Here is a 20,967-nt window from a genome sequence, read left to right on the forward strand (position 1 = left end):
GTGAAGGTGGTCCGGTTACTAAGCCGTTATCGAATTTTGAGTGGGAACAATTTTTTGTTCTTATTAGGGTGGTACCGCGAGAAGTCTCGTCCCTTTGTGGATAGAGCTTTTTTATTTTGTCTAAAAAGAAGGAGTGAACGGTATGTTAGAACAGTTACAGACGCTGAAAAATGAAGCAGAAACGCAAATTAACGAAGCATCAGACTTAAAAACATTAAACGACTTACGGGTAAAATACCTTGGTAAAAAAGGCCCGATGACCGAAATCATGAAACAAATGGGGAAACTTTCCGCAGAAGAACGACCAAAAATGGGTTCACTTGCGAATGAAGTAAGAACCGCATTAACAGAAGCAATTTCAAGCAAACAACAAATTTTAGAAACAGAAGCAATCAATGAAAAACTAAAATCAGAAACCATTGACGTTACATTACCAGGTACTGCTCCGAGTATTGGAACAAAACACTTGCTAACACAAGTAATTGAAGAAATGGAAGATATGTTCATTGGGATGGGTTACGAAATTGCAGAAGGGCCAGAAGTAGAACTAGATTACTACAACTTCGAAGCGTTAAATTTACCAAAAGATCACCCAGCTCGTGATATGCAAGATAGCTTCTATATTACAGAAAATACTTTACTACGTACCCAAACTTCACCTGTACAAGCAAGAACAATGGAAAAACATGACTTCTCTAAAGGACCAATCAAAGTTATCTGTCCAGGGAAAGTGTACCGCCGCGACAATGATGATGCAACTCACTCCCACCAATTTACGCAAATTGAAGGGCTGGTTGTTGGCGAAAACATCACGTTTGCTGACTTAAAAGGAACATTAACTGTTCTCGCAAAAACAATGTTCGGTGAAGAACGTGAAATTCGTCTTCGTCCATCCTTCTTCCCATTCACAGAACCATCCGTTGAAATGGATATCTCTTGTTTCAAATGTGGCGGTAAAGGGTGCCGCGTTTGTAAAGGAACAGGTTGGATTGAAATTTTAGGAAGCGGAATGGTACATCCAAACGTGCTTGAAATGTCGGGAATTGATTCCACGCGTTACAGCGGTTTTGCTTTCGGCTTAGGACCTGAACGGGTTGCGATGTTGAAATATGCGGTGGATGATATTCGCCACCTTTATACAAATGATTTACGCTTTACGAAGCAATTCCAAAGTACAGAAACGGGGGAAATCTAATGTTAGTTTCATATAATTGGGTCAAAGAATTTTTCCAAGACTTCCCGTTAACGGCGGAAGAGCTAGGAGAAGCAATTACAAGAACAGGTATTGAAATCGAAGGCGTAGAAGAATTAAGCGCTAGTTTGAAAAATGTCGTAGTCGGCGAAGTTTTATCATGCGAACGCCACCCCGATGCAGAGAAATTGAATAAATGTCTCGTTCAAACAGACGAAACAGAACCTGTTCAAATCATTTGCGGAGCTCCAAACGTTGCCGCTGGTCAAAAAGTAATCGTAGCCAAAGTTGGCGCAAGACTTCCAGGTGGACTTAAAATCAAACGCGCAAAACTACGCGGCGAAGTGTCAGAGGGAATGATTTGCTCCCTGGCTGAACTTGGCTTTGAAAGCAAAGTTGTACCAAAAGCATACGCAGAAGGAATTTATGTATTACCTGCGCACGTGGAAACGGGTGTAAGTGCAATCACTTTACTTGGACTAGATGATGCGATTTTGGATATGGCAATCACACCAAACCGCGCAGATGCATTGAGCATGAATGGTGTAGCTCACGAGGTTGGTGCGATTATTCATCAAAAACCAGCACAACCAACCGAGCCTGACGTATCTGAAAAAGGAAAAGCAGACGATTTCATTTCTGTAGAAGTTGAAAATCCAGCCGAAACACCTTACTATGCTATTAAAATGGTAGAAAACATTGAAATCAAAGAATCGCCACTATGGCTGCAAACAAAACTAATGAAAGCTGGCATTCGTCCACATAATAACGTGGTCGATGTTACCAACTACATCAATTTATTATACGGACAACCTTTGCATTCCTTTGACTATGATAAAATTGGTAGCAAGAAAATCGTTGTACGTTCTGCAAAAGAACAAGAAGAGATTACCACGCTTGATGGCGAGAAAAGAACTTTACAGGCTGGACATACAGTTATTACAAATGGCGTAGAACCAATTGCTATCGCTGGCGTTATGGGTGGAGAATTTTCCGAAGTAACAGAGAACACAACGACAGTAGCGCTAGAAGGTGCTATTTTCAGCAGCTCTTCCATCGGTAAAGCATCTCGCGAATTATACCTACGTACAGAAGCAAGCATCCGTTACGACAAAGGTTCTGACGCTTGGAAAGTAGAAAAAGCACTTGCACATGGCGGAGCGTTAATCGCTGAACTAAGTGGCGGAACACTAGTAGGCGGTGTCGTAGAAGTAGATAACCGTGAAAAAGCTGTAAATAAAATCGAAACAAGCCTAACACGCATTAACCGCATTTTAGGAACAGCAATTACGCTTGCGGAAATCGAAACAATTTTTGATCGTTTAGGTTTTGTATTAGAAGTGAAAAATGATGCTCTAATCATTGAAGTGCCGACAAGACGTTGGGACATCACTATTGAAGCAGATATTTTAGAAGAAGTAGCTCGTATTTACGGTTACGATGAAATTCCGGTAACACTTCCTGCGACAAGCACAACAGGCGGCTTATCAGACAGCCAAAAAGCTCGTCGTGTCATGCGCGCTTATTTAGAAGGAGCAGGACTTAACCAAGCATTAACTTACTCTTTAACATCTAAAAAAGATGCAACTCGTCTAGCGCTTTCTGATGAAAAAACAGTTGCATTATCGATGCCAATGAGTGAAGAACATAGCCATTTAAGAACAAGTATCGTTCCACAATTAATTCGTAGCGCAAGTTATAACATCGCTCGTAAAAATATGGACGTGGCACTTTACGAAATGGGTACCGTGTTCTACGCAACAGAAGGGGACAATTTACCAATTGAACAAGAGCATTTGGCAGGTCTAATTACTGGGAACTGGCATACGATTGATTGGCAAAAAACACCAAAACCAGTAGATTTCTTCGTTTTAAAAGGAATTGTCGAAGGTTTAGTGAACAAATTAGGTATCAAATCCGAACTTCACTGGAAACAAACAGAAAAAGAAGAACTGCATCCGGGAAGAACCGCCAGCCTTATTTTAGAAGGACAAGAAATTGGTTATCTTGGAGCACTTCACCCAGCGGTAGAAGCTAACTATGATTTAAAAGAAACATATGTCTTTGAAATCAATGTAGCTGCTTTACTAGATGCAACCAAAGAAAAAGTTGTGTACCATCCAATCCCACGTTACCCAGAAATGACTCGCGACTTAGCATTGCTTGTGGATAAAAATACCGACCATGCAACAATTTCTCAAGTAATCCAAGAGCACGGCGGAAAGTTACTTGTCGATATCGAGCTATTTGATATTTTCGAAGGGGAGAGTATTGGCGAAAATAAAAAATCGCTCGCATACACATTGACTTTCCTAGATAGCGAAAGAACACTAGTCGAAGAAGATGTACAAAAAGCAACCAATAAAGTAATAGAAGCATTACAAGAAAAACTACATGCGATTATTCGTTAAATGAAGAAGAACTAGGCTAGCTGGAAAACATTTTCAACTAGTTTGGTTCTTTTTTTGTTTTTTATAAAATAGTGGAAGTCTTTCCTTTTTTAGTACTTCACTTACTTAAATAACACATGTTATAATGATGGCACATGCCAGAGAAAAAAGGACGAGAAAAATGACCTATGTAGAAATGAAAGATGTATCTAAATACTATCAAATGGGCGAGAACGTTGTCACGGCAAATGATAAAATCACTTTCGGGATAAAAAAGGGTGAATTTGTTGTAATAGTCGGACCTTCTGGAGCCGGAAAATCCACTGTACTTAATATACTTGGTGGAATGGATAGTGCAAGTGAAGGCAAAATTATGGTAGATGGGCAGGATATTGCTCAATATAATGCAAAACAATTAACCAAATATCGGCGAACAGATGTCGGCTTTGTATTTCAATTTTACAATTTGGTACCCAATTTGACTGCTAAAGAGAACGTAGAATTAGCTGCACAAATTGCGCCAAATGCATTAGACGCAGAAACTGTTTTAACTCAAGTTGGATTAAGTCACAGATTAGACAATTTTCCAGCACAACTATCTGGCGGGGAACAACAGCGTGTCGCCATAGCACGTGCGCTTGCTAAAGCACCGAAACTGCTTTTATGCGATGAGCCAACCGGGGCACTTGATTACGATACTGGAAAATCAGTCTTAAAATTATTACAAGAAACTTGCCGTAACACGGGAACAACCGTTATTGTTATTACCCATAACACAGCGATTACGCCAATTGCAGATCGAATTATTGAAATTAATAATGCAAAAGTTCGCAGCATCAAAGAAAATCCAGAACCAATGTCGATTGATGATTTAGAATGGTAGGAAGGAGCAACCAGTGAAACGTTCAGCTTTATGGAAAGATATCTACCGCGAAATATGGCGTTCTAAGAGCCGCTTTATTTCCATTTTTATGCTGATTATGTTGGGTGTTGCTTTTTTCTCCGGACTTAAAGCAACTGGACCCGATATGCTTCTAACAGCCGACAATTATTTTAATAAGTATGAATTAGCTAATTTTAACGTGCAATCTACTTATGGACTAGATGAGACGGACAAGGAAGCACTTGAAGATATATCTGGTGTCGCACAAGTGGAACTCGGATATACAGCAGATACTTTAATGAAAGATAAAAATATCGTAACGAAACTATTTTCTACATCTAAAAGCGATAATTTAAATCAATACAAGATAGCTAGTGGCCGTTTACCAGAAAAATCAGGGGAAATTGCACTGGATGACAATGACCTTGTTCATAAAAATGTCAAAATCGGCGACGAAGTAACTTTTGTTAAAAGTGATGGAAATAAGTTAACTAACACGCTAAAAAAATCAACTTATAAAGTAGTTGGCTTCGTTAGCTCACCAGCTTACATCCAGAAATCTGAACGTGGCTCGAGCACGGTTGGAAAAGGAAAAACAGATGCCTTTGGTGTGATTCCAGAACAGGATTTTGATTTACCAGAATACACTATTGCTAATCTTACTTTTAACAATTTAGCAGCAAAACAAGCTTTTAGTGACGAATATGTATCCACCGAAGAAAAAGATAAGAAAAGCGTCGAAAAAGCTTTAGCAGACCAACCAGAAAAAAGATTAAATAAAATCAAGACGAAGGAACAAAAGAAATTAGACGATGCAACAGCAGAAATTAACAAAGGAAAAGCAGAACTACAGGAAAATGAAGCTAAACTTGCAAATGCCAAAGCACAATTAGAAGAAGGATTTTCTGAATATAATGCTGCCAAAGCAAGCTATGACGCCAAAATCAAGCATGGCGAAGCAGAGATTGCAAACGGTGAAGCAGAACTAAGAAGCGCAAAAAAACAACTTGATACCGCAAAAACACAGATTGACCAAGGCGAAACAGCTCTTTCACAAGCTGAGATGGAATTAGAAGAAGGTAGAGCGGCTTGGGAAGATGCCAATAATCTTCTTAATACAGCAAATGGTTATTTGCGAAGTGCTAAGTCGACATTAGAAAATGCTTTAAAACAACCAGATTTAACTGATTTTGAGCTAGACCGGAACAGCTTAACAAATTCATTTCAAATGCTTGCATCAGAACTTGATTTATCAAGTGCAGAGCGCGCTGAATATGAAAATGCGATGAATCAGTTACTAGATGATTATGAAAATGGCAATATTAGTGATGCGGAAATTAGGGAAGCCTTAAACGCGGCACTTGCGCAAGTTGGTAACGCTGAAAATGAATACCAATCCGCCAGAGCCACTTTAGACGCTGAAAAACAAAAAATAGAACAAGGCGAACAAACTTTAGCTGCAAAAAAACAAGAACTTCAACAAGCAAAAACTGCCTACCAAGAAGGTCTTGCTAAATATCAAGCAGGTTTAGAAAAAATTTCGCAAGCAAAACAACAACTCGCTGATGGAAAAGAAACAGGTTCCACAGAACTACAAAGCGCACTTGCTAAATTAAACGTAGGTCAAGCGGAATACGAAAAAAATCTCGCTTTGTTTGAAAAAGAGAAAGCGAAAGCAGAAGGCAAGCTAGCTAGCGCCGAAAAAGAGGTTAAAATCGGTCAAGAAAAACTAGATGCGCTCAAACTTCCAAAATATTATGTCCTTGATCGAAACGACAATCCAGGCTACAGCGAATATAAAGAAAATGCAGATCGTTTAACCTCGTTATCAACCGCATTCCCAATTTTCTTCTTCCTAATCGCTGCGCTCGTTTGTTTGACGACGATGACGCGGATGGTAGAGGAACAAAGAACACAAATTGGAACGTTGAAAGCATTTGGTTATTCTAATGGTAGCATTATTTTGAAATACCTCGTATATGGTTCTACCGCGAGTATAATCGGGAGCGTTCTTGGAATATTAATTGGATTCCAGTTTTTCCCGAATATCATTTTTAACGCCTATAAATCGATGTATGAAATGCCACCAGTGGATATTGGCTTTTACTGGAGCTACAGTTTGCTATCCTTATTTGTTGCGTTATTCTGTACAACATTTACTGCTTATGTAGCTTGTCGTGCCGAACTTCGCGCCAATGCAGCAACATTAATGCGTCCCAAAGCACCAAAAATTGGCAAACGGATTTTCTTAGAACGAATTAGTTTTATTTGGAAACGAATGAACTTCACAAGCAAAGTGACTGCGAGAAATTTATTCCGTTACAAACAAAGAATGCTCATGACGGTTCTAGGAGTTGCTGGATGTACCGCATTAATTCTTACTGGTTTTGGATTACGGAATTCAATTAGTGATATCGCCAAAATGCAATATGGCCAAATTATGAAATATGATGCAGCTATTTATCAAGACATGAGCGCACCACCAGCTGCCAAAGAAACCTTTGATGAAATAATGAATGACTCCAATATCAAAAGCAAGTTAGCTATGTCTCAAACAAATTTTGAGACCGTAAAATCAGGACAATCAGCTCAAACTACATCCATTATTGTCCCTAAAAATTTGAATGAATTACCAGATTACATTGTGCTTCGCGACCGTGCCAGTCATACAACCGAAAAACTCACCGATGATGGTGCGATTATTACGGAAAAACTAGCTAAATTATTCGACGTAAAACCAGGCGATACAATTACCGTCAAAAACGCTGAGAATGACAAATTCCAAATAAAAGTCAGTGCCATTACTGAAAACTATGCAATGCACTACATTTATATGACAAAATCATATTATCAACAAGTATTTAAAGAAAAACCTACCTACAATTTAGACTTATTAATGTTAAAAGATACCTCTGAAAAAGTAGAGAGCAATTTTGCGGAAAAATTAACAGATAGTAAAGCCATTTTAAACGTTACTTTTTCCAATAATGTTAGTTCATTGTTAAATGAAACTTTGGATAGTCTGAATATTGTTATCGTGGTACTCATTACGTCTGCGGCATTACTTGCGTTTGTCGTGCTTTACAACCTGACAAATATTAATGTTTCAGAACGGATACGAGAACTTTCTACTATCAAAGTACTCGGGTTTTATCCAAAAGAAGTGACTATGTATGTCTACCGGGAAAATATTATTTTAACCTTAATGGGCATTGCGGCTGGATTTGTCCTTGGATTCTTCTTGCACCGGTTTATCATCACCACAGCAGAGGTAGATCAAATGATGTTCAGTCCGGCAATTAGTTGGACAAGCTACCTATTTTCCGGCATACTCACCCTCGTTTTTGCAACTGTTGTAATGGTTGTCATGCACATTAAACTAAAACGAATCGACATGATTGAAGCACTGAAATCAGTTGAGTGATGATGAAAAGAACTTGTTTTTATCGGCAAGTTCTTTTCATTTGACTTAAAAATAAATAAAGCTTAAACTGAAAAATAGTTAAGGGGGTGAACTTTATTTGGAAAGACAAAAAGTAAAACAACTGATAAAAAGTTACCAACAAACATACATATTTGCGATGAATCAAATACATCAAGCTATTTCAGAAATTTCAGCAAGTACTGTAGACCTTTCCATTGAGCAGTTTTTTGTTTTGCGTGAGATTGCTACCTATGATGGTATTAGCGCAACAGAACTAGCAGCCACTTTAGCAGTAAATAAGAGCGCTATTACACCTAAACTGAAAAAATTAGAAGAAAAAGGCTACATTAGACGAGAACGAAACCAACAAGATAAACGCGCCGTAGTTTTAACTATCTCAGAAAAAGGGAATAACGTTTACGAAGAATGCGAAAAACAATTAGAGTTACTCGTGAATGAATGGCTCGAAATACTAGGGGAAAAGGACAGCGAACAATTTTTTGAATTATTTCAAAAGATTACCAAGTCGGTTGTTGAGCCTAGACAATAAAAGGAGAGATTTGGCATGAAATGGATTATGAAACTCCGCTGGGCCATTTTAGTATTTTGGCTTGCAGCAGCAGTCGTACTAATGATTATTGCACCACCCATGGCAGATCTTGTACGCGAAAAAGGCGAATTAAAGCTGCCTGATGGCTATCCGTCATCACTAGCAACGGAAATGCAAAAGAAACATAATCCAGATGACAAGGGTTCAGCTTACATCGCTGTTTATACTGCCGACCATAAGTTAACTGGAACAGAATTAAACGATATTCAGGATTCACTCAACTCTATCGAAAAAGATAAAGACGAACTTCATGTAACAAACGTGTTATCTAGTTTTAACCAACCAGAACTTAAAGATAAGTTCTTATCAAAAGATGGTAAAACAATGGTAGCAAGTTTAACCGTAGATGATACGGATGCCTCGGTTAAAAGCATACGTAACGCATTAGATAAGAAAATGGATGTAAAAGGTGTTGATACGTATTTAACAGGTAATAAACTAATTCAAGAAGATGTAGTTCAAGGATCTGAAGACGGTTTACATAAAACAGAAGGCATCACCGTTGTCTTTATTTTAGTTGTATTATTCCTTGTATTCCGCTCAGCAGTGGCACCGTTTATTCCACTTGTAACAGTGGGAATTAGTTACCTCGTTGCGCAAAGCACGGTAGCATTCTTAATTGATATCTTTAATTTCCCAGTCTCTACATACACGCAAATCTTTATGGTTTGTATTATGTTCGGAATTGGGACAGACTATTGTATTCTCTTAATGAGTCGATTTAAAGAAGAAATGGGTGCCGGTCTCAATCCACGAGAAGCTGTTCATGCAACGTATCGTACAGCAGGAAAAACAGTCATTTATAGTGGTGTAGCTGTTCTCGTAGCATTTACTTCGCTATATTTTGTACAATTTGATTTATATCGTTCCGCAGTAGCAGTCGGCGTTGGGATTGTCGTTTTACTTGCCGCGCTGTACACGCTCGTACCATTCTTTATGAGCACACTCGGAACCCATTTATTCTGGCCGTTAAATAAAAATATTAGCCATAAAGAAAATAAAATTTGGGGCGCTGCTGGTAAATTCACTTTTGCAAGACCGTGGATTGCTTTATTAATCGTTGCAGCTATCACGTTGCCGCCAATCTTATTGCATACAGGAACAGAATCATTTAACTCATTAGACGAAATTAGTGACAAATATCCTTCCAAAAAAGGTTTTGAAATCGTATCGGACAGTTTCGGAGCAGGCCAAGTAGCGCCAACACAAATTTTTATCGAAAATGACGATAATATGCGAACTACAGATTACATCGCGCAAATTGAAAAAATTTCCGATGATTTATCTCATTTAAAAGGCATCGATATGGTTATGAGTGCCTCACGTCCAGCCGGAAAACGGGTAGATGACATTTACATTAAAAACCAAGCCGGACAAGTAAATGACGGTGTTGGTCAAGCAACTGATGGCGTAGGGGAAGTGAAAAAAGGACTAGATTCAGCAAGTTCAGAACTCAAAAAATCCGAGCCCGCCTTGGATAAAGCTGTTGCAGGAGTGAGCGATTTACAAAAAGGCACTGTCGCAACACAAGAAGGAATTAACCAACTACAAACAGCACTCGCACAAATCCAAACAGGCATTGAAAGCGGAGCAACTGGTGCTGGTGATTTAAAACAAGGCGTAGCAGAAGCCAAATCACAACTAGCTACGTTACAAAATGGAGAAGCGCAAATCCAAGCAGGATACGTAGAAATTCAGAAAAACCTACAAAACGTAGCTGACCAACTAAAAGGCTTTGAAGACCCTAGCTCTCAAGCAATTGATACTTCCAAACTTGAAGAGCAATTCAAAAAAATTGGTGCTTCTTTCCAAGCGTTCGCAGCAGCGCATCCAGAAGTGAGAAATGACCCTCGTTTCCAAAAACTAGCCGCAGATATTCAAGGCTTAGAAACAGCTGGTAACGAACTGAAAACCTCTGCTGGACAACAAATGGCAGCACTTCAAGCAAAAATGAAAGAACTAAATCAAGGTATTCAACAACTCGCAACAGCGATGAATCAATTAAACGAGCAGTCCAAACAAGTCTCTGATGGACTTAGCGCTTTTAGTACAGGACTTGGTCAAATCGAAACAGGACTTGATCAATTAGAAAAAGGTCTCAATCAAGCCGCAGATGGTCAAGGACAAGTTGTTTCCAAAATGCCGGAAATCTCTAATGCACTAACGCAAATCGCTGCTGGACAAGGTGCCCTAAAAGATGGCTTTGCAGGCATTAGCGGTCAAATGGGGCAATTAACAGATGGCTTAACTTCTGGCGCAGACGGCCTAGGTAAAGTAGAAAGTGGGCTAAACACAGCGAATGGACTTATCGATGATTGGTCAAAAGTTCCTTACGCAAGTTCCGGAATTTATGTACCGGATGCCCTACTAAAAAATGCTGATTTCCAAAAAGTATTAGATCAATACATCTCTTCTGATGGAAAACTGGCAACGATTAATGTAATTTTGACGAAAAATCCATATTCCAATGAAGCGATGGATTCAATTGATGACATTAATGAACAACTCTCAGCTAGCATGAAAGGAACAAAACTGGAAAATGCGAAAATTGGTATAGGTGGAATGACGAGCGCCAATTACGATACGAGAGATATGTCAACAGCTGACTATCATTTGGTTCTTGTAATCGTTCTAGCGAGTGTTTTCGTGACACTTGTTATCGTCTTGCGTTCTCTAGTAATGCCAATTTATCTGATTGCATCACTCGTATTAACGTACTTTGCTGCACTTGGATTCGCAGAAATTATCTTCATGCGAATTCTTGGATACAGTGGTCTAACGTGGGCAACACCGTTCTTCGGATTTGTAGTACTCGTCGCGCTCGGTATCGATTATTCGATCTTCTTGATGTCAAGATTTAACGAATACAACGGACTTTCTGTACGCGATAGAATGATAAAAGCCATGAAAAATATGGGTGGCGTTATCTTCTCAGCGGTCATTATCCTCGGTGGAACATTCGCCGCAATGATGCCAGCTGGCGTGCTTTCCTTACTCGAAATTGCGACGGTCGTTTTAATCGGCTTAGTACTCTATGCCGTCGTTATTTTACCACTCTTCGTTCCAGTAATGGTTAAACTATTCGGACGTGGCAACTGGTGGCCATTTATTACAAGAAAAGGCGACCATCAAGAAAACGTACCACCGAAAAAATAACATAATAAACCGCATTCCTTTAAAAAAGGGGATGCGGTTTTTAGTTTGCTTCCAAAGACTATTTTGCTAAGATATAGTTAGATGAATGAAGGAGGAAAAAATCATGATAAAACTCGGAAATGACTGGGATGAGTTACTAAAAGATGAGTTTAACCAACCGTATTATTTAACCCTTCGCCAGTTCCTAAAAAAAGAATACCAAACGAAAAAAGTATTTCCGGATATGTACGACATTTTCAATGCGTTAAAATATACCGCTTGTAAGGATGTCAAAGTGGTAATACTCGGTCAAGACCCATATCATGGACCAGGTCAAGCACACGGGCTCTCATTTTCCGTTCAACAAGGAGTGCAGATTCCACCATCACTGCAGAATATTTATTTGGAATTACATAACGACTTGAATTGTGAGATTCCAAACAATGGTTATTTGATACGGTGGGCAGATCAAGGAGTGCTACTATTAAATACGGTTCTAACTGTTCGCGCCGGTCAAGCCAACTCACACCGAGGACAAGGCTGGGAAATACTAACAAACCGCATTATTGAAATCATTAACCAAAAAGAAGAGCCCGTAGTCTTTTTACTATGGGGAAACAATGCGAAAGAAAAGTTGCAATTGTTAACAAATCCGAAACATACTGCGTTTACATCCGTACATCCCAGTCCACTCTCAGCATCGCGCGGTTTTATGGGATGCAAACATTTTTCTAAGACGAATCAATTTTTAGAACAAAATGGTGTAAAACCAATTGATTGGCAAATTCCTTCTATATAAATAAAAACATCTCGCCATTTATTGACGAGATGTTTTTTTACTTTTTAACCATTTTTAATGCTTTCTCTGTATTAGCGAAATGCTGTTTTGTATATTTCGTTAATGTTTCCAGACCAAATCGTTCGATGATTTCCGCTGCAACAGCATCCACATGAGGTCCTGCGCCTTTTGGAAGTGGGATGCCAACTTCTTTTGACATCGCATCAAAAGCTTGCACAAATTTATAACGAGCAATAATCGAAGCAGCAGCGACGGAAAGATGTAATCCTTCTGCTTTTGTCGCAAAAAACACATCTTCTCGAATAATGCTTGGTTCTTTTGCTAAATAGCGATAATACGTATTTTTTTCAGCAAATTGATCAATTAAAATCGCTTCTGGTTTGACAGGTGCGAGCTTTTTCAAGACGTTTTCAATCGCGCGGTTATGTAGTAAAGCTTTCATTTGTCCTTGGTTCATGCCTCTTTTTTGGAGTTCGTTGTATTTAGGATTAGGGCAAAGCAGCACACTGTGCGGAACAAGTGGCATGATTTTCTCAGCAATACGACAAATTTCTGGATCTTTCATTGCTTTCGAGTCCTTTACACCTAGCTCTTTTAACAGGGGCATCATTTCGGCGTCCACATATGCGGCACAAACCGTAATCGGTCCAAAAAAATCACCAGTGCCAACTTCATCTGAACCAATGACATTTTTTGATGCGAAGTTTGCCGGAAGAATTCCTTTAGAGACGGAAGGTGCTTTTGTTTTTGATTCTGGAAGAGTCGCCACCCATTTTTTTGCTTCTACTTCTCCGTTTACTCCTTGGAACATCACTTTGCGCGACTTGTAGCCAGTGATGGAAACACCGGGTTTTTTTGCAGCGAAAACAGCTCCTGGTGGTAGCTTTGGATTAGAAAATGGGAGATATGTTTGTTTCATTTTTTCAAGTGTTGGTTGATCGACTAAGATAACTGTATTTGCGATAAGGCATCATCCTTTCAAAGTTCTATTGTAACATACTACGACGAAAGACTGAATATCGGCTAAACGGGTGGTTGACTCTTTTCTTTCCTGCTTTTTCGTGATAAGATTATGACAAGTAGCGGCCTAAATGAATTTGGGCGAGGAGGAATATACGTGGCAAATGAGAGAAATAAAGTAGTGACAACAATTTACGGTAGAGAATATACGATTGTTGGCGTAGAAACAACAGACCACTTACGTAAAGTAGCTCGCGAGGTCGATGAAAAAATGCACGAAATCGGCTCCCAAAATCATGCACTAGATAGTGGTAGGCTTGCTGTACTGACAGCTGTGAATGCGACACACGATTACTTAAAACTAGAACAAAAATATCTAGAGTTAGAGCAAGAACTGGCTCGAATTAAAGGAAGAGATTAATGATTTTAAATGCGATTATTTTAATTTTACTTGTTTGCGGCTTTTTCGCAGGATTTAGAACAGGCCTTATCAAACAACTTATCTTATTATTAGGTTATATTTTGGCATTTTTTATCTCGTATACGTATTACGAAGATTTAGCGCCACATTTAACGTTTATACCTTATCCAGGTAGTGATACTGCAGATGGATTATCCATTATTTTACAAGAATTACGAACAGAAACGGCCTATTATAACGTACTTGGATTTGCGATTATTTTTATTGTCGCAATCATTGTCGTTCATATGCTTGCATCACTTGTTGGCGGCTTGACTAAGATTCCAGTCCTGCGCCAAATTAATGGATTGTTAGCAGCTGTTTTTGGTGTTGTTAAGTCCTACTTAATTATTTTTGTTGTCTTGTTCATCATGGCAATTTACCCGGCGAATTGGTCTGAAAACCTTATTGATAGCTCAACGGTTGCCCAGTGGATGCTTGAAAACACGCCAATTTTATCCGAACAATTTTATGACTGGATGACAGACATTCTGCCAAAATAAAAGAAACATTCGATACCAGATGTATACTCTTAGCCAATTTTGGATAGGATTTCTCTGGTATTTTTTAATGATTTTACAGGGAGGAATAAAGATGGCTACTAATAAAAAAGAAATTATTCGTTTACTCGAAGAAATTGCCACTTATATGGAATTAAAAGGAGAAAATAGCTTTAAAATATCTGCTTTCCGCAAAGCTGCACAAGCAATTGAATTAGATAGTAGAAGTTTATCTGAAATTGATGATTTTACGAAGATTAGTGGCATCGGAAAAACAACGGGCGAAATTATCCAACGTTATTTAGATAGCGGAGAATGTCCAGAACTTGAGGCGCTTAAAAAAGAAGTACCAGCTGGTCTTGTTCCACTTTTAGATGTGCCAGGGCTAGGAGGCAAGAAATTATCGCGTCTTTATCATGAGCTTGGTGTGGTGGATAAAGATACATTACTCCAAGAAGCAGAAAATGGTCATATCGAAGCATTGAAAGGTTTTGGTAAAAAGTCTGCTGAAAAAATGGCCGAAGCAGTGCGCGAAATGGGTGAGCGCCCTGATAGATATCCGCTAAATGATGTTTTACCAATCATTCAAAAAGTAGAAGCTTATCTTGCGGATATTGCTCCAATCGAAACTTTTGCTCAAGCTGGAAGTCTACGCAGATTGCGGGAAACGGTGAAAGATTTAGATTATGTTATTGCGACGGAAAAACCAGAAGAAGTTCAAAAAGCATTACTGGCATTTCCATTAATTACGGACGTTATTGGAGCTGGTGAAACAAAAGTATCAGCTGTATTAGAAGATAATATTACCATTTCCGTGGATTTCCGTTTAGTAGAAAAGAAAGCTTTTGCAACGACACTACACCATTTTACGGGTTCTAAAGATCACAACATCAAAATGCGCCAATTAGCTAAACAATCCAATGAAAAAATAAGTGAGTATGGAGTCGAGCAAGAAGATGGAAGTGTTCGTCACTTTGAATCGGAAAAAGCATTTTTCGAGCATTTTAAGATTCCGTTTCTCCCACCTGAAGTTCGCCGAGATGGTACAGAAATTGAGCGCGTGACGAAAGATACAAAATTCCTTGAGTTAAGCGATATTCGCGGGGACTTGCACATGCATACAACTTGGTCGGACGGAGCCTACGCGATTCCAGAAATGATTGAAGCATGTATCGCAAAAGGATATGAATACATGGTTATTACAGATCACGGGAAATTTTTGCGAGTAGCTAATGGTCTGGACGAAAAAAGATTATTGGAGCAGCAAGCAGAAATTAAAAAAATAGCAGCTAATTATCCGGAAATTGATGTTTATTCCGGCGTTGAAATGGATATTCTGGCAGATGGGTCGCTTGATTTTGATGATGAGACTTTGAAGCAGTTGGATTTTGTTATCGCATCCATCCATTCCAGTTTCCAACAATCAGAAGAAGAAATTATGAAGCGATTAAAAACGGCCTGTGAAAATCCATATGTGCGTCTGATTGCGCATCCGACAGGTAGAATTGTCGTGAAAAGAAAGCCATATCATGTTAATATGAAAGAACTAATCCAGTTAGCGAAAAATACAGGAACTGCCCTAGAATTAAATGCCAATCCGCAACGTCTTGATTTAAACCGTGAGCATTTAGAAATGGCACACGCTGCCGGGGTACCGATTGCGATTAACACAGATGCGCACGACACGAAGCACCTTGATTTCATGTCTATTGGCGTTCGAGCTGCTACAAAAGCCTGGCTCGACAAATCGGCCATTCTAAATACGAAAACAGCAGCTGAATTTAAACATTTTTTACAGAATAAATAACTTTTAAAAAGAAGGATGACTAATGGAAAAAAAAGTAGAAGCCATTTTAGAATTTGATAAAATAAAAAAACAACTCACCGAATTTGCTTCTTCGTCACTGGGGGAGCAAGCGATTTTGGAACTCGCTCCAGCAACTGATTTTCAAGTAGTTCAAAAAACGCAACTTGAAACAGAAGAAGGAGCCAAGATTATTCGTTTACGGGGAAGTGCGCCAATTACTGGTCTAACAGATGTTTTTGCACATTTGAAACGTTTAGAGATTGGTGGCGATTTAAACGGGCTAGAAATTTACCAAATAGGTAGTAACTTGCGTGTTAGCCGTCAAATGAAGAATTTTATGAACGATTTACTGGAAATCGGTGTCGAATTGCCTTTACTCGGCGCCCTTTCGGATGAACTTTTAGTACTAAAAGAAGTAGAAGAGGATATTGCGATTTCAGTAGATGAAAGCGGGAAAGTGTTAGATACTGCGAGTGAAGCGCTTAGTACGATTCGCCGAACACTCCGCCGTACCGAAGACCGCGTACGTGAAAAACTAGAATCTTATTTGCGCGATCGTAATGCCTCTAAAATGTTAAGCGATGCGGTTATTACGATTCGAAATGATCGTTATGTTATCCCAGTTAAACAAGAATACAAAGGTCATTATGGTGGTATCGTTCATGACCAGTCTGCTTCCGGTCAAACGCTTTTCATCGAGCCACAAAGTGTAGTGGATTTAAACAACGAACGAAAAGCACTTCAAGCAAAGGAAAAACAAGAAATAGAACGCATTCTTGCTGAAATTTCTGCTTCACTAGCTGCTTGGATTAATGAAATTCATCATAATACTTTCATCCTCGGGCGCTTTGATTTTATTTTCGCCAAAGCACGTTTCGGAAAAGCGATGAAAGCTGTAACACCGCATTTGAGTGATGCTGGTGTCGTCCATTTAATCGCCGCACGCCACCCGCTTTTAGACGCTGCGAAAGTTGTAGCGAATGATATTTATTTAGGCGAAGATTTCACTACCATCGTTATCACCGGTCCAAATACAGGTGGTAAAACAATTACCCTGAAAACATTGGGATTACTAACACTCATGGCACAATCTGGACTTCAAATTCCCGCGCAAGAAGATTCTACTATCGCTGTTTTTGAGCATGTATTTGCCGATATTGGTGACGAACAATCCATCGAACAAAGTTTAAGTACGTTCTCATCTCACATGACGAATATTGTTTCCATTTTGGGAAATGTTAATCAGAAATCGCTTATTTTGTACGATGAACTCGGAGCGGGAACAGACCCACAAGAAGGTGCGGCTTTAGCAATCGCCATTCTTGATGCAAGCCATGCAAAAGGTGCAAGTGTTGTTGCGACGACCCATTATCCGGAACTAAAAGCATATGGATATAATCGCGTTCACGCAACCAATGCATCTGTTGAGTTCAATGTCGAAACACTTAGCCCAACTTATAAATTATTAATCGGTGTACCCGGTCGAAGTAATGCTTTTGATATTTCACGCCGCTTAGGATTAAGCGAAAATATTATCACTGAAGCAAGGAGTCTTGTTGATACTGAAAGCGCCGATTTAAATGATATGATTTCTAGTCTAGAAGAAAAACGGAACTTAGCGGAAACCGAGTATGAGGAAGCACGTGAATTAGCTCGCGGGGCTGGTAACCTTTTAAAAGATTTACAAAAAGAAATCAGCAACTACTATCAACAAAAAGATAAATTAATCGAACAAGCGAGTGAAAAAGCAGCAACTATTGTGGAAAAAGCCGAAGCCGAGGCCGAAGAAATCATCCACGAATTGCGCACCATGCAATTAAACGGAGCAGCAGGAATCAAAGAACATGAACTTATCGATGCCAAAACAAGACTTGGGAATGCTAAACCAAAAACAATAAACAAAACCATCCCACAAGCGCCAAAACAAAAACCACATGTATTCCAAGAAGGCGACAATGTTCGTGTCCTCTCCCTTGGCCAAAAAGGCACACTTTTAAATAAAATTAGCGATAAAGAATGGAACGTCCAAATCGGCATCATCAAAATGAAAATCAAAACTGTCGACTTAGAATACATTCAACCAGAAAAACCAAAAAAACAACGTATCATCACATCTGTTCATAGTAGTGGTTCTCCAGCTAAAAGCGAACTCGATTTACGCGGCGAACGATATGAAGACGCGCTACAAAAAGTCGACAAATATCTAGATGAAGCACTACTCGCAGGATATCCTCAAGTTGCCATTATACACGGTAAAGGAACTGGTGCCCTTAGAACCGGGGTCACAGAATATCTGAAAAACCACCGCATGGTCAAATCAATCCGTTTTGGCGCAGCAGCAGAAGGCGGAAATGGCGTAACGATTGTTGAGTTCAAGTAAACAACTGAGCAAAAACATGGCTCCAAATAGGTCTAGGTGCTATACTGTGTGTACGAAAGTCATAAGGAGTGAATTAAATCATGGTAAAAGAAATTACAGATGCAACATTTGAACAAGAAACTAGCGAAGGCTTAGTATTAACAGATTTCTGGGCAACATGGTGTGGTCCTTGCCGCATGGTGGCTCCAGTTTTAGAAGAAATACAAGAAGAACGCGGCGAAGCACTTAAAATCGTCAAAATGGACGTAGATGAAAACCCAGAAACACCAGGAAGCTTTGGTGTGATGAGTATTCCAACACTTCTTATCAAAAAAGACGGCGAAGTAGTAGAAACAATTATCGGCTACCGTCCAAAAGAAGAACTGGATGAAGTCATCAACAAATACGTTTAAAATTATGCTAAAATGAAAGAAGCTTAGAACAAACATTCTAAGCTTCTTTTTAAATGTGTAACTGGAGTTGATAAAATGTCTTCTGAACATATCCAAAATAAACTAGCGCTTCTGCCGGACCAACCTGGTTGTTATTTGATGAAAGATAGACAAGGAACCATTATTTATGTTGGGAAAGCAAAAATTTTAAAAAATCGTGTTCGATCCTATTTTTCAGGAACACACGATAGTAAAACGCAACGCTTAGTTCAAGAAATTGTGGACTTTGAATATATCGTAACATCATCCAACGTAGAAGCCTTGCTACTAGAAATCAATTTGATCAAAAAACATGATCCTCGTTTTAATATTCGCCTAAAAGATGATAAAACTTATCCGTTTATTAAAATCACGAACGAACGACATCCACGCCTAATTATTACCCGTCAAGTAAAAAAAGACAAAGGGAAATATTTTGGTCCATATCCAAATGTGTATGCTGCTAATGAAGTAAAACGTATTTTAGATCGACTGTATCCATTACGTAAATGCAGTACGCTACCAAATAAAGTGTGTTTGTACTATCACCTCGGACAATGCCTTGCCCCGTGTGTATTTGACGTGGAAGCAAGTAAGTATAAAGAAATGCAAGACGAGATAGTCACATTCCTAAATGGCGGCTATAAAACTGTCAAAAATGATTTAATGAAGAAAATGCAAGAAGCAGCTGAAAATATGGAATTCGAAAAAGCGGGTGAATTCCGCGACCAAATCAACGCAATCGAAACAACAATGGAAAAACAAAAAATGACGATGAACGATTTCGTTGACCGTGATGTCTTTGGTTATGCCATTGATAAAGGCTGGATGTGCGTCCAAGTATTCTTCATTCGTCAAGGGAAACTAATTGAGCGCGATGTCTCCCAGTTTCCATTTTATAATGATGCAGATGAAGATTTCCTCACATTTATTGGTCAATTTTACCAAAAAGCCAATCATATTCCGCCTAAAGAAATTTATTTACCAGATGATGTCGATAGCGAAGCTGTTCAAGCGGTCGTTCCCGACACAAAAATCATCGTACCACAACGCGGAAATAAGAAAGATCTCGTAAAACTTGCATACAAAAATGCGAAAATTGCCTTAAACGAAAAATTTATGCTACTTGAACGTAATGAAGAACGCACAGTCGGAGCAGTTGAACGGCTTGGAGAAGCAATGGGAATCCCAACACCGTCACGCGTCGAAGCTTTCGATAACTCGAATATTCACGGTACAGACCCAGTTTCCGCGATGGTCACATTCCTCGATGGCAAACCAAGTAAAAATGATTACCGTAAATACAAAATCAAAACCGTAGAAGGACCTGATGATTACGCAACAATGCGCGAAGTTATTCGACGTCGTTACTGGAGAGTACTTAAAGAAGAACTACCAATGCCGGATTTAATCTTAATTGATGGTGGTAAAGGGCAAATTGATAGTGCCAAAGATGTCCTAACGAATGAGCTAGGCTTAGATATTCCAGTAGCAGGACTTGCAAAAGACGACAAACACCGTACTAGCCAACTATTATTCGGTGACCCACTTGAAATAGTCCCACTCGAACGAAACAGCCAAGAATTCTACCTATTACAACGAATGCAAGATGAAGTCCACCGTTTCGCTATTACATTCCACCGCCAACTACGCAGCAAAACAGGCTTCCAATCCATTCTTGACGGCATCCCAGGAGTAGGACCCGGTCGCAAGAAAAAATTACTTAAACACTTCGGCTCCATGAAAAAATTAAAAGAAGCATCGGTAGAAGAAATTAAAGAAGCCGGTGTCCCTTTGAATGTTGCAGAAGAAGTGCATAAACACATCACAGCATTCAATGAAAAAGCAAAAAATACCGAGCAAAAATGATTTTAAACACGATTTTAAACGCCAATAACTTTGATGTTATTGGCGTTTTATTGCATAAAAATTGTTACTAACATGTCAGATTAAATAGCTTTTACATATAATAAACTTCCCTTCAACACATAAATGCGCTAAAATATAAACATTGATA

General features: G+C 39.1%; 14 protein-coding genes and 1 other annotated feature (1 of these 15 only partly in view). Of the genes, 13 read left to right on the top strand and 1 reads right to left on the bottom strand.

What is annotated here, in order from left to right; genetic code table 11:
- Positions 1 to 97: a binding site (T-box leader), on the top strand; it begins 133 nt to the left of the window's first position.
- A 45-nt stretch (positions 98 to 142) separates the two neighbouring features.
- The 7 genes from pheS to GL301_RS06220 all read left to right on the top strand — a co-directional run bounded on the left by pheS (position 143) and on the right by GL301_RS06220 (position 12,433).
- Positions 143 to 1,195, top strand: a complete 1,053-nt coding sequence (gene pheS, locus GL301_RS06190) for a phenylalanine--tRNA ligase subunit alpha (RefSeq protein ID WP_003721619.1) — start codon at positions 143 to 145, stop codon at positions 1,193 to 1,195.
- On the top strand, positions 1,195 to 3,603 hold the full coding sequence (gene pheT, locus GL301_RS06195) for a phenylalanine--tRNA ligase subunit beta (RefSeq protein ID WP_010958866.1): 2,409 nt from the start codon (positions 1,195 to 1,197) through the stop codon (positions 3,601 to 3,603). The genes pheS and pheT overlap by 1 nt, the downstream gene beginning before the upstream one ends.
- Before the next feature lie 160 nt (positions 3,604 to 3,763).
- On the top strand, positions 3,764 to 4,465 hold the full coding sequence (locus GL301_RS06200) for an ABC transporter ATP-binding protein (protein WP_003721621.1): 702 nt from the start codon (positions 3,764 to 3,766) through the stop codon (positions 4,463 to 4,465).
- 13 nt (positions 4,466 to 4,478) lie between these two features.
- On the top strand, positions 4,479 to 7,889 hold the full coding sequence (locus GL301_RS06205) for an ABC transporter permease (protein WP_010958867.1): 3,411 nt from the start codon (positions 4,479 to 4,481) through the stop codon (positions 7,887 to 7,889).
- A gap of 97 nt (positions 7,890 to 7,986) precedes the next feature.
- Positions 7,987 to 8,439, top strand: coding sequence for a MarR family winged helix-turn-helix transcriptional regulator (locus GL301_RS06210; RefSeq protein ID WP_003724750.1), 453 nt, complete (start codon positions 7,987 to 7,989; stop codon positions 8,437 to 8,439).
- A gap of 15 nt (positions 8,440 to 8,454) precedes the next feature.
- Positions 8,455 to 11,655, top strand: coding sequence for an MMPL family transporter (locus tag GL301_RS06215; protein WP_010958868.1), 3,201 nt, complete (start codon positions 8,455 to 8,457; stop codon positions 11,653 to 11,655).
- Between the two features lie 103 nt (positions 11,656 to 11,758).
- Entirely contained in the window at positions 11,759 to 12,433 is a 675-nt protein-coding gene (locus GL301_RS06220) for a uracil-DNA glycosylase (RefSeq protein WP_003724752.1), read from the top strand.
- Between the two features lie 37 nt (positions 12,434 to 12,470).
- On the opposite strand, the gene rnhC is transcribed toward GL301_RS06220, so the two are convergent.
- The gene (rnhC, locus tag GL301_RS06225) at positions 12,471 to 13,397 is read right to left on the bottom strand and encodes a ribonuclease HIII (protein WP_015084716.1); all 927 of its coding nucleotides are present in this window, start codon (positions 13,395 to 13,397) and stop codon (positions 12,471 to 12,473) included.
- A gap of 153 nt (positions 13,398 to 13,550) precedes the next feature.
- On the opposite strand from rnhC, the gene zapA reads away from it, so the two are divergent.
- From zapA to uvrC, 6 genes are all read left to right on the top strand, one after another.
- Positions 13,551 to 13,814, top strand: coding sequence for a cell division protein ZapA (gene zapA, locus GL301_RS06230; protein ID WP_003740576.1), 264 nt, complete (start codon positions 13,551 to 13,553; stop codon positions 13,812 to 13,814).
- Positions 13,814 to 14,356: a CvpA family protein gene (locus GL301_RS06235; RefSeq protein ID WP_003726937.1), complete on the top strand. Its 543-nt coding sequence runs from the start codon at positions 13,814 to 13,816 to the stop codon at positions 14,354 to 14,356. The genes zapA and GL301_RS06235 overlap by 1 nt, the downstream gene beginning before the upstream one ends.
- Before the next feature lie 91 nt (positions 14,357 to 14,447).
- Positions 14,448 to 16,160: a DNA polymerase/3'-5' exonuclease PolX gene (polX, locus tag GL301_RS06240; protein WP_003726936.1), complete on the top strand. Its 1,713-nt coding sequence runs from the start codon at positions 14,448 to 14,450 to the stop codon at positions 16,158 to 16,160.
- Positions 16,161 to 16,182: 22 nt separating this feature from the next.
- Positions 16,183 to 18,540 carry an endonuclease MutS2 gene (locus tag GL301_RS06245; RefSeq protein ID WP_010958871.1) on the top strand — a complete coding sequence of 786 codons (2,358 nt, stop codon included), beginning with the start codon at positions 16,183 to 16,185 and terminating at the stop codon, positions 18,538 to 18,540.
- An 80-nt stretch (positions 18,541 to 18,620) separates the two neighbouring features.
- On the top strand, positions 18,621 to 18,932 hold the full coding sequence (trxA, locus tag GL301_RS06250) for a thioredoxin (RefSeq protein WP_003723853.1): 312 nt from the start codon (positions 18,621 to 18,623) through the stop codon (positions 18,930 to 18,932).
- A gap of 75 nt (positions 18,933 to 19,007) precedes the next feature.
- The gene (gene uvrC / locus GL301_RS06255) at positions 19,008 to 20,819 is read left to right on the top strand and encodes an excinuclease ABC subunit UvrC (RefSeq protein ID WP_010958872.1); all 1,812 of its coding nucleotides are present in this window, start codon (positions 19,008 to 19,010) and stop codon (positions 20,817 to 20,819) included.
- Positions 20,820 to 20,967 lie beyond the last annotated feature (148 nt).

The sequence above is a fragment of the Listeria sp. LM90SB2 genome, assembly GCF_028867355.1.
In the GTDB taxonomy this organism is placed as follows: domain Bacteria; phylum Bacillota; class Bacilli; order Lactobacillales; family Listeriaceae; genus Listeria; species Listeria monocytogenes_B.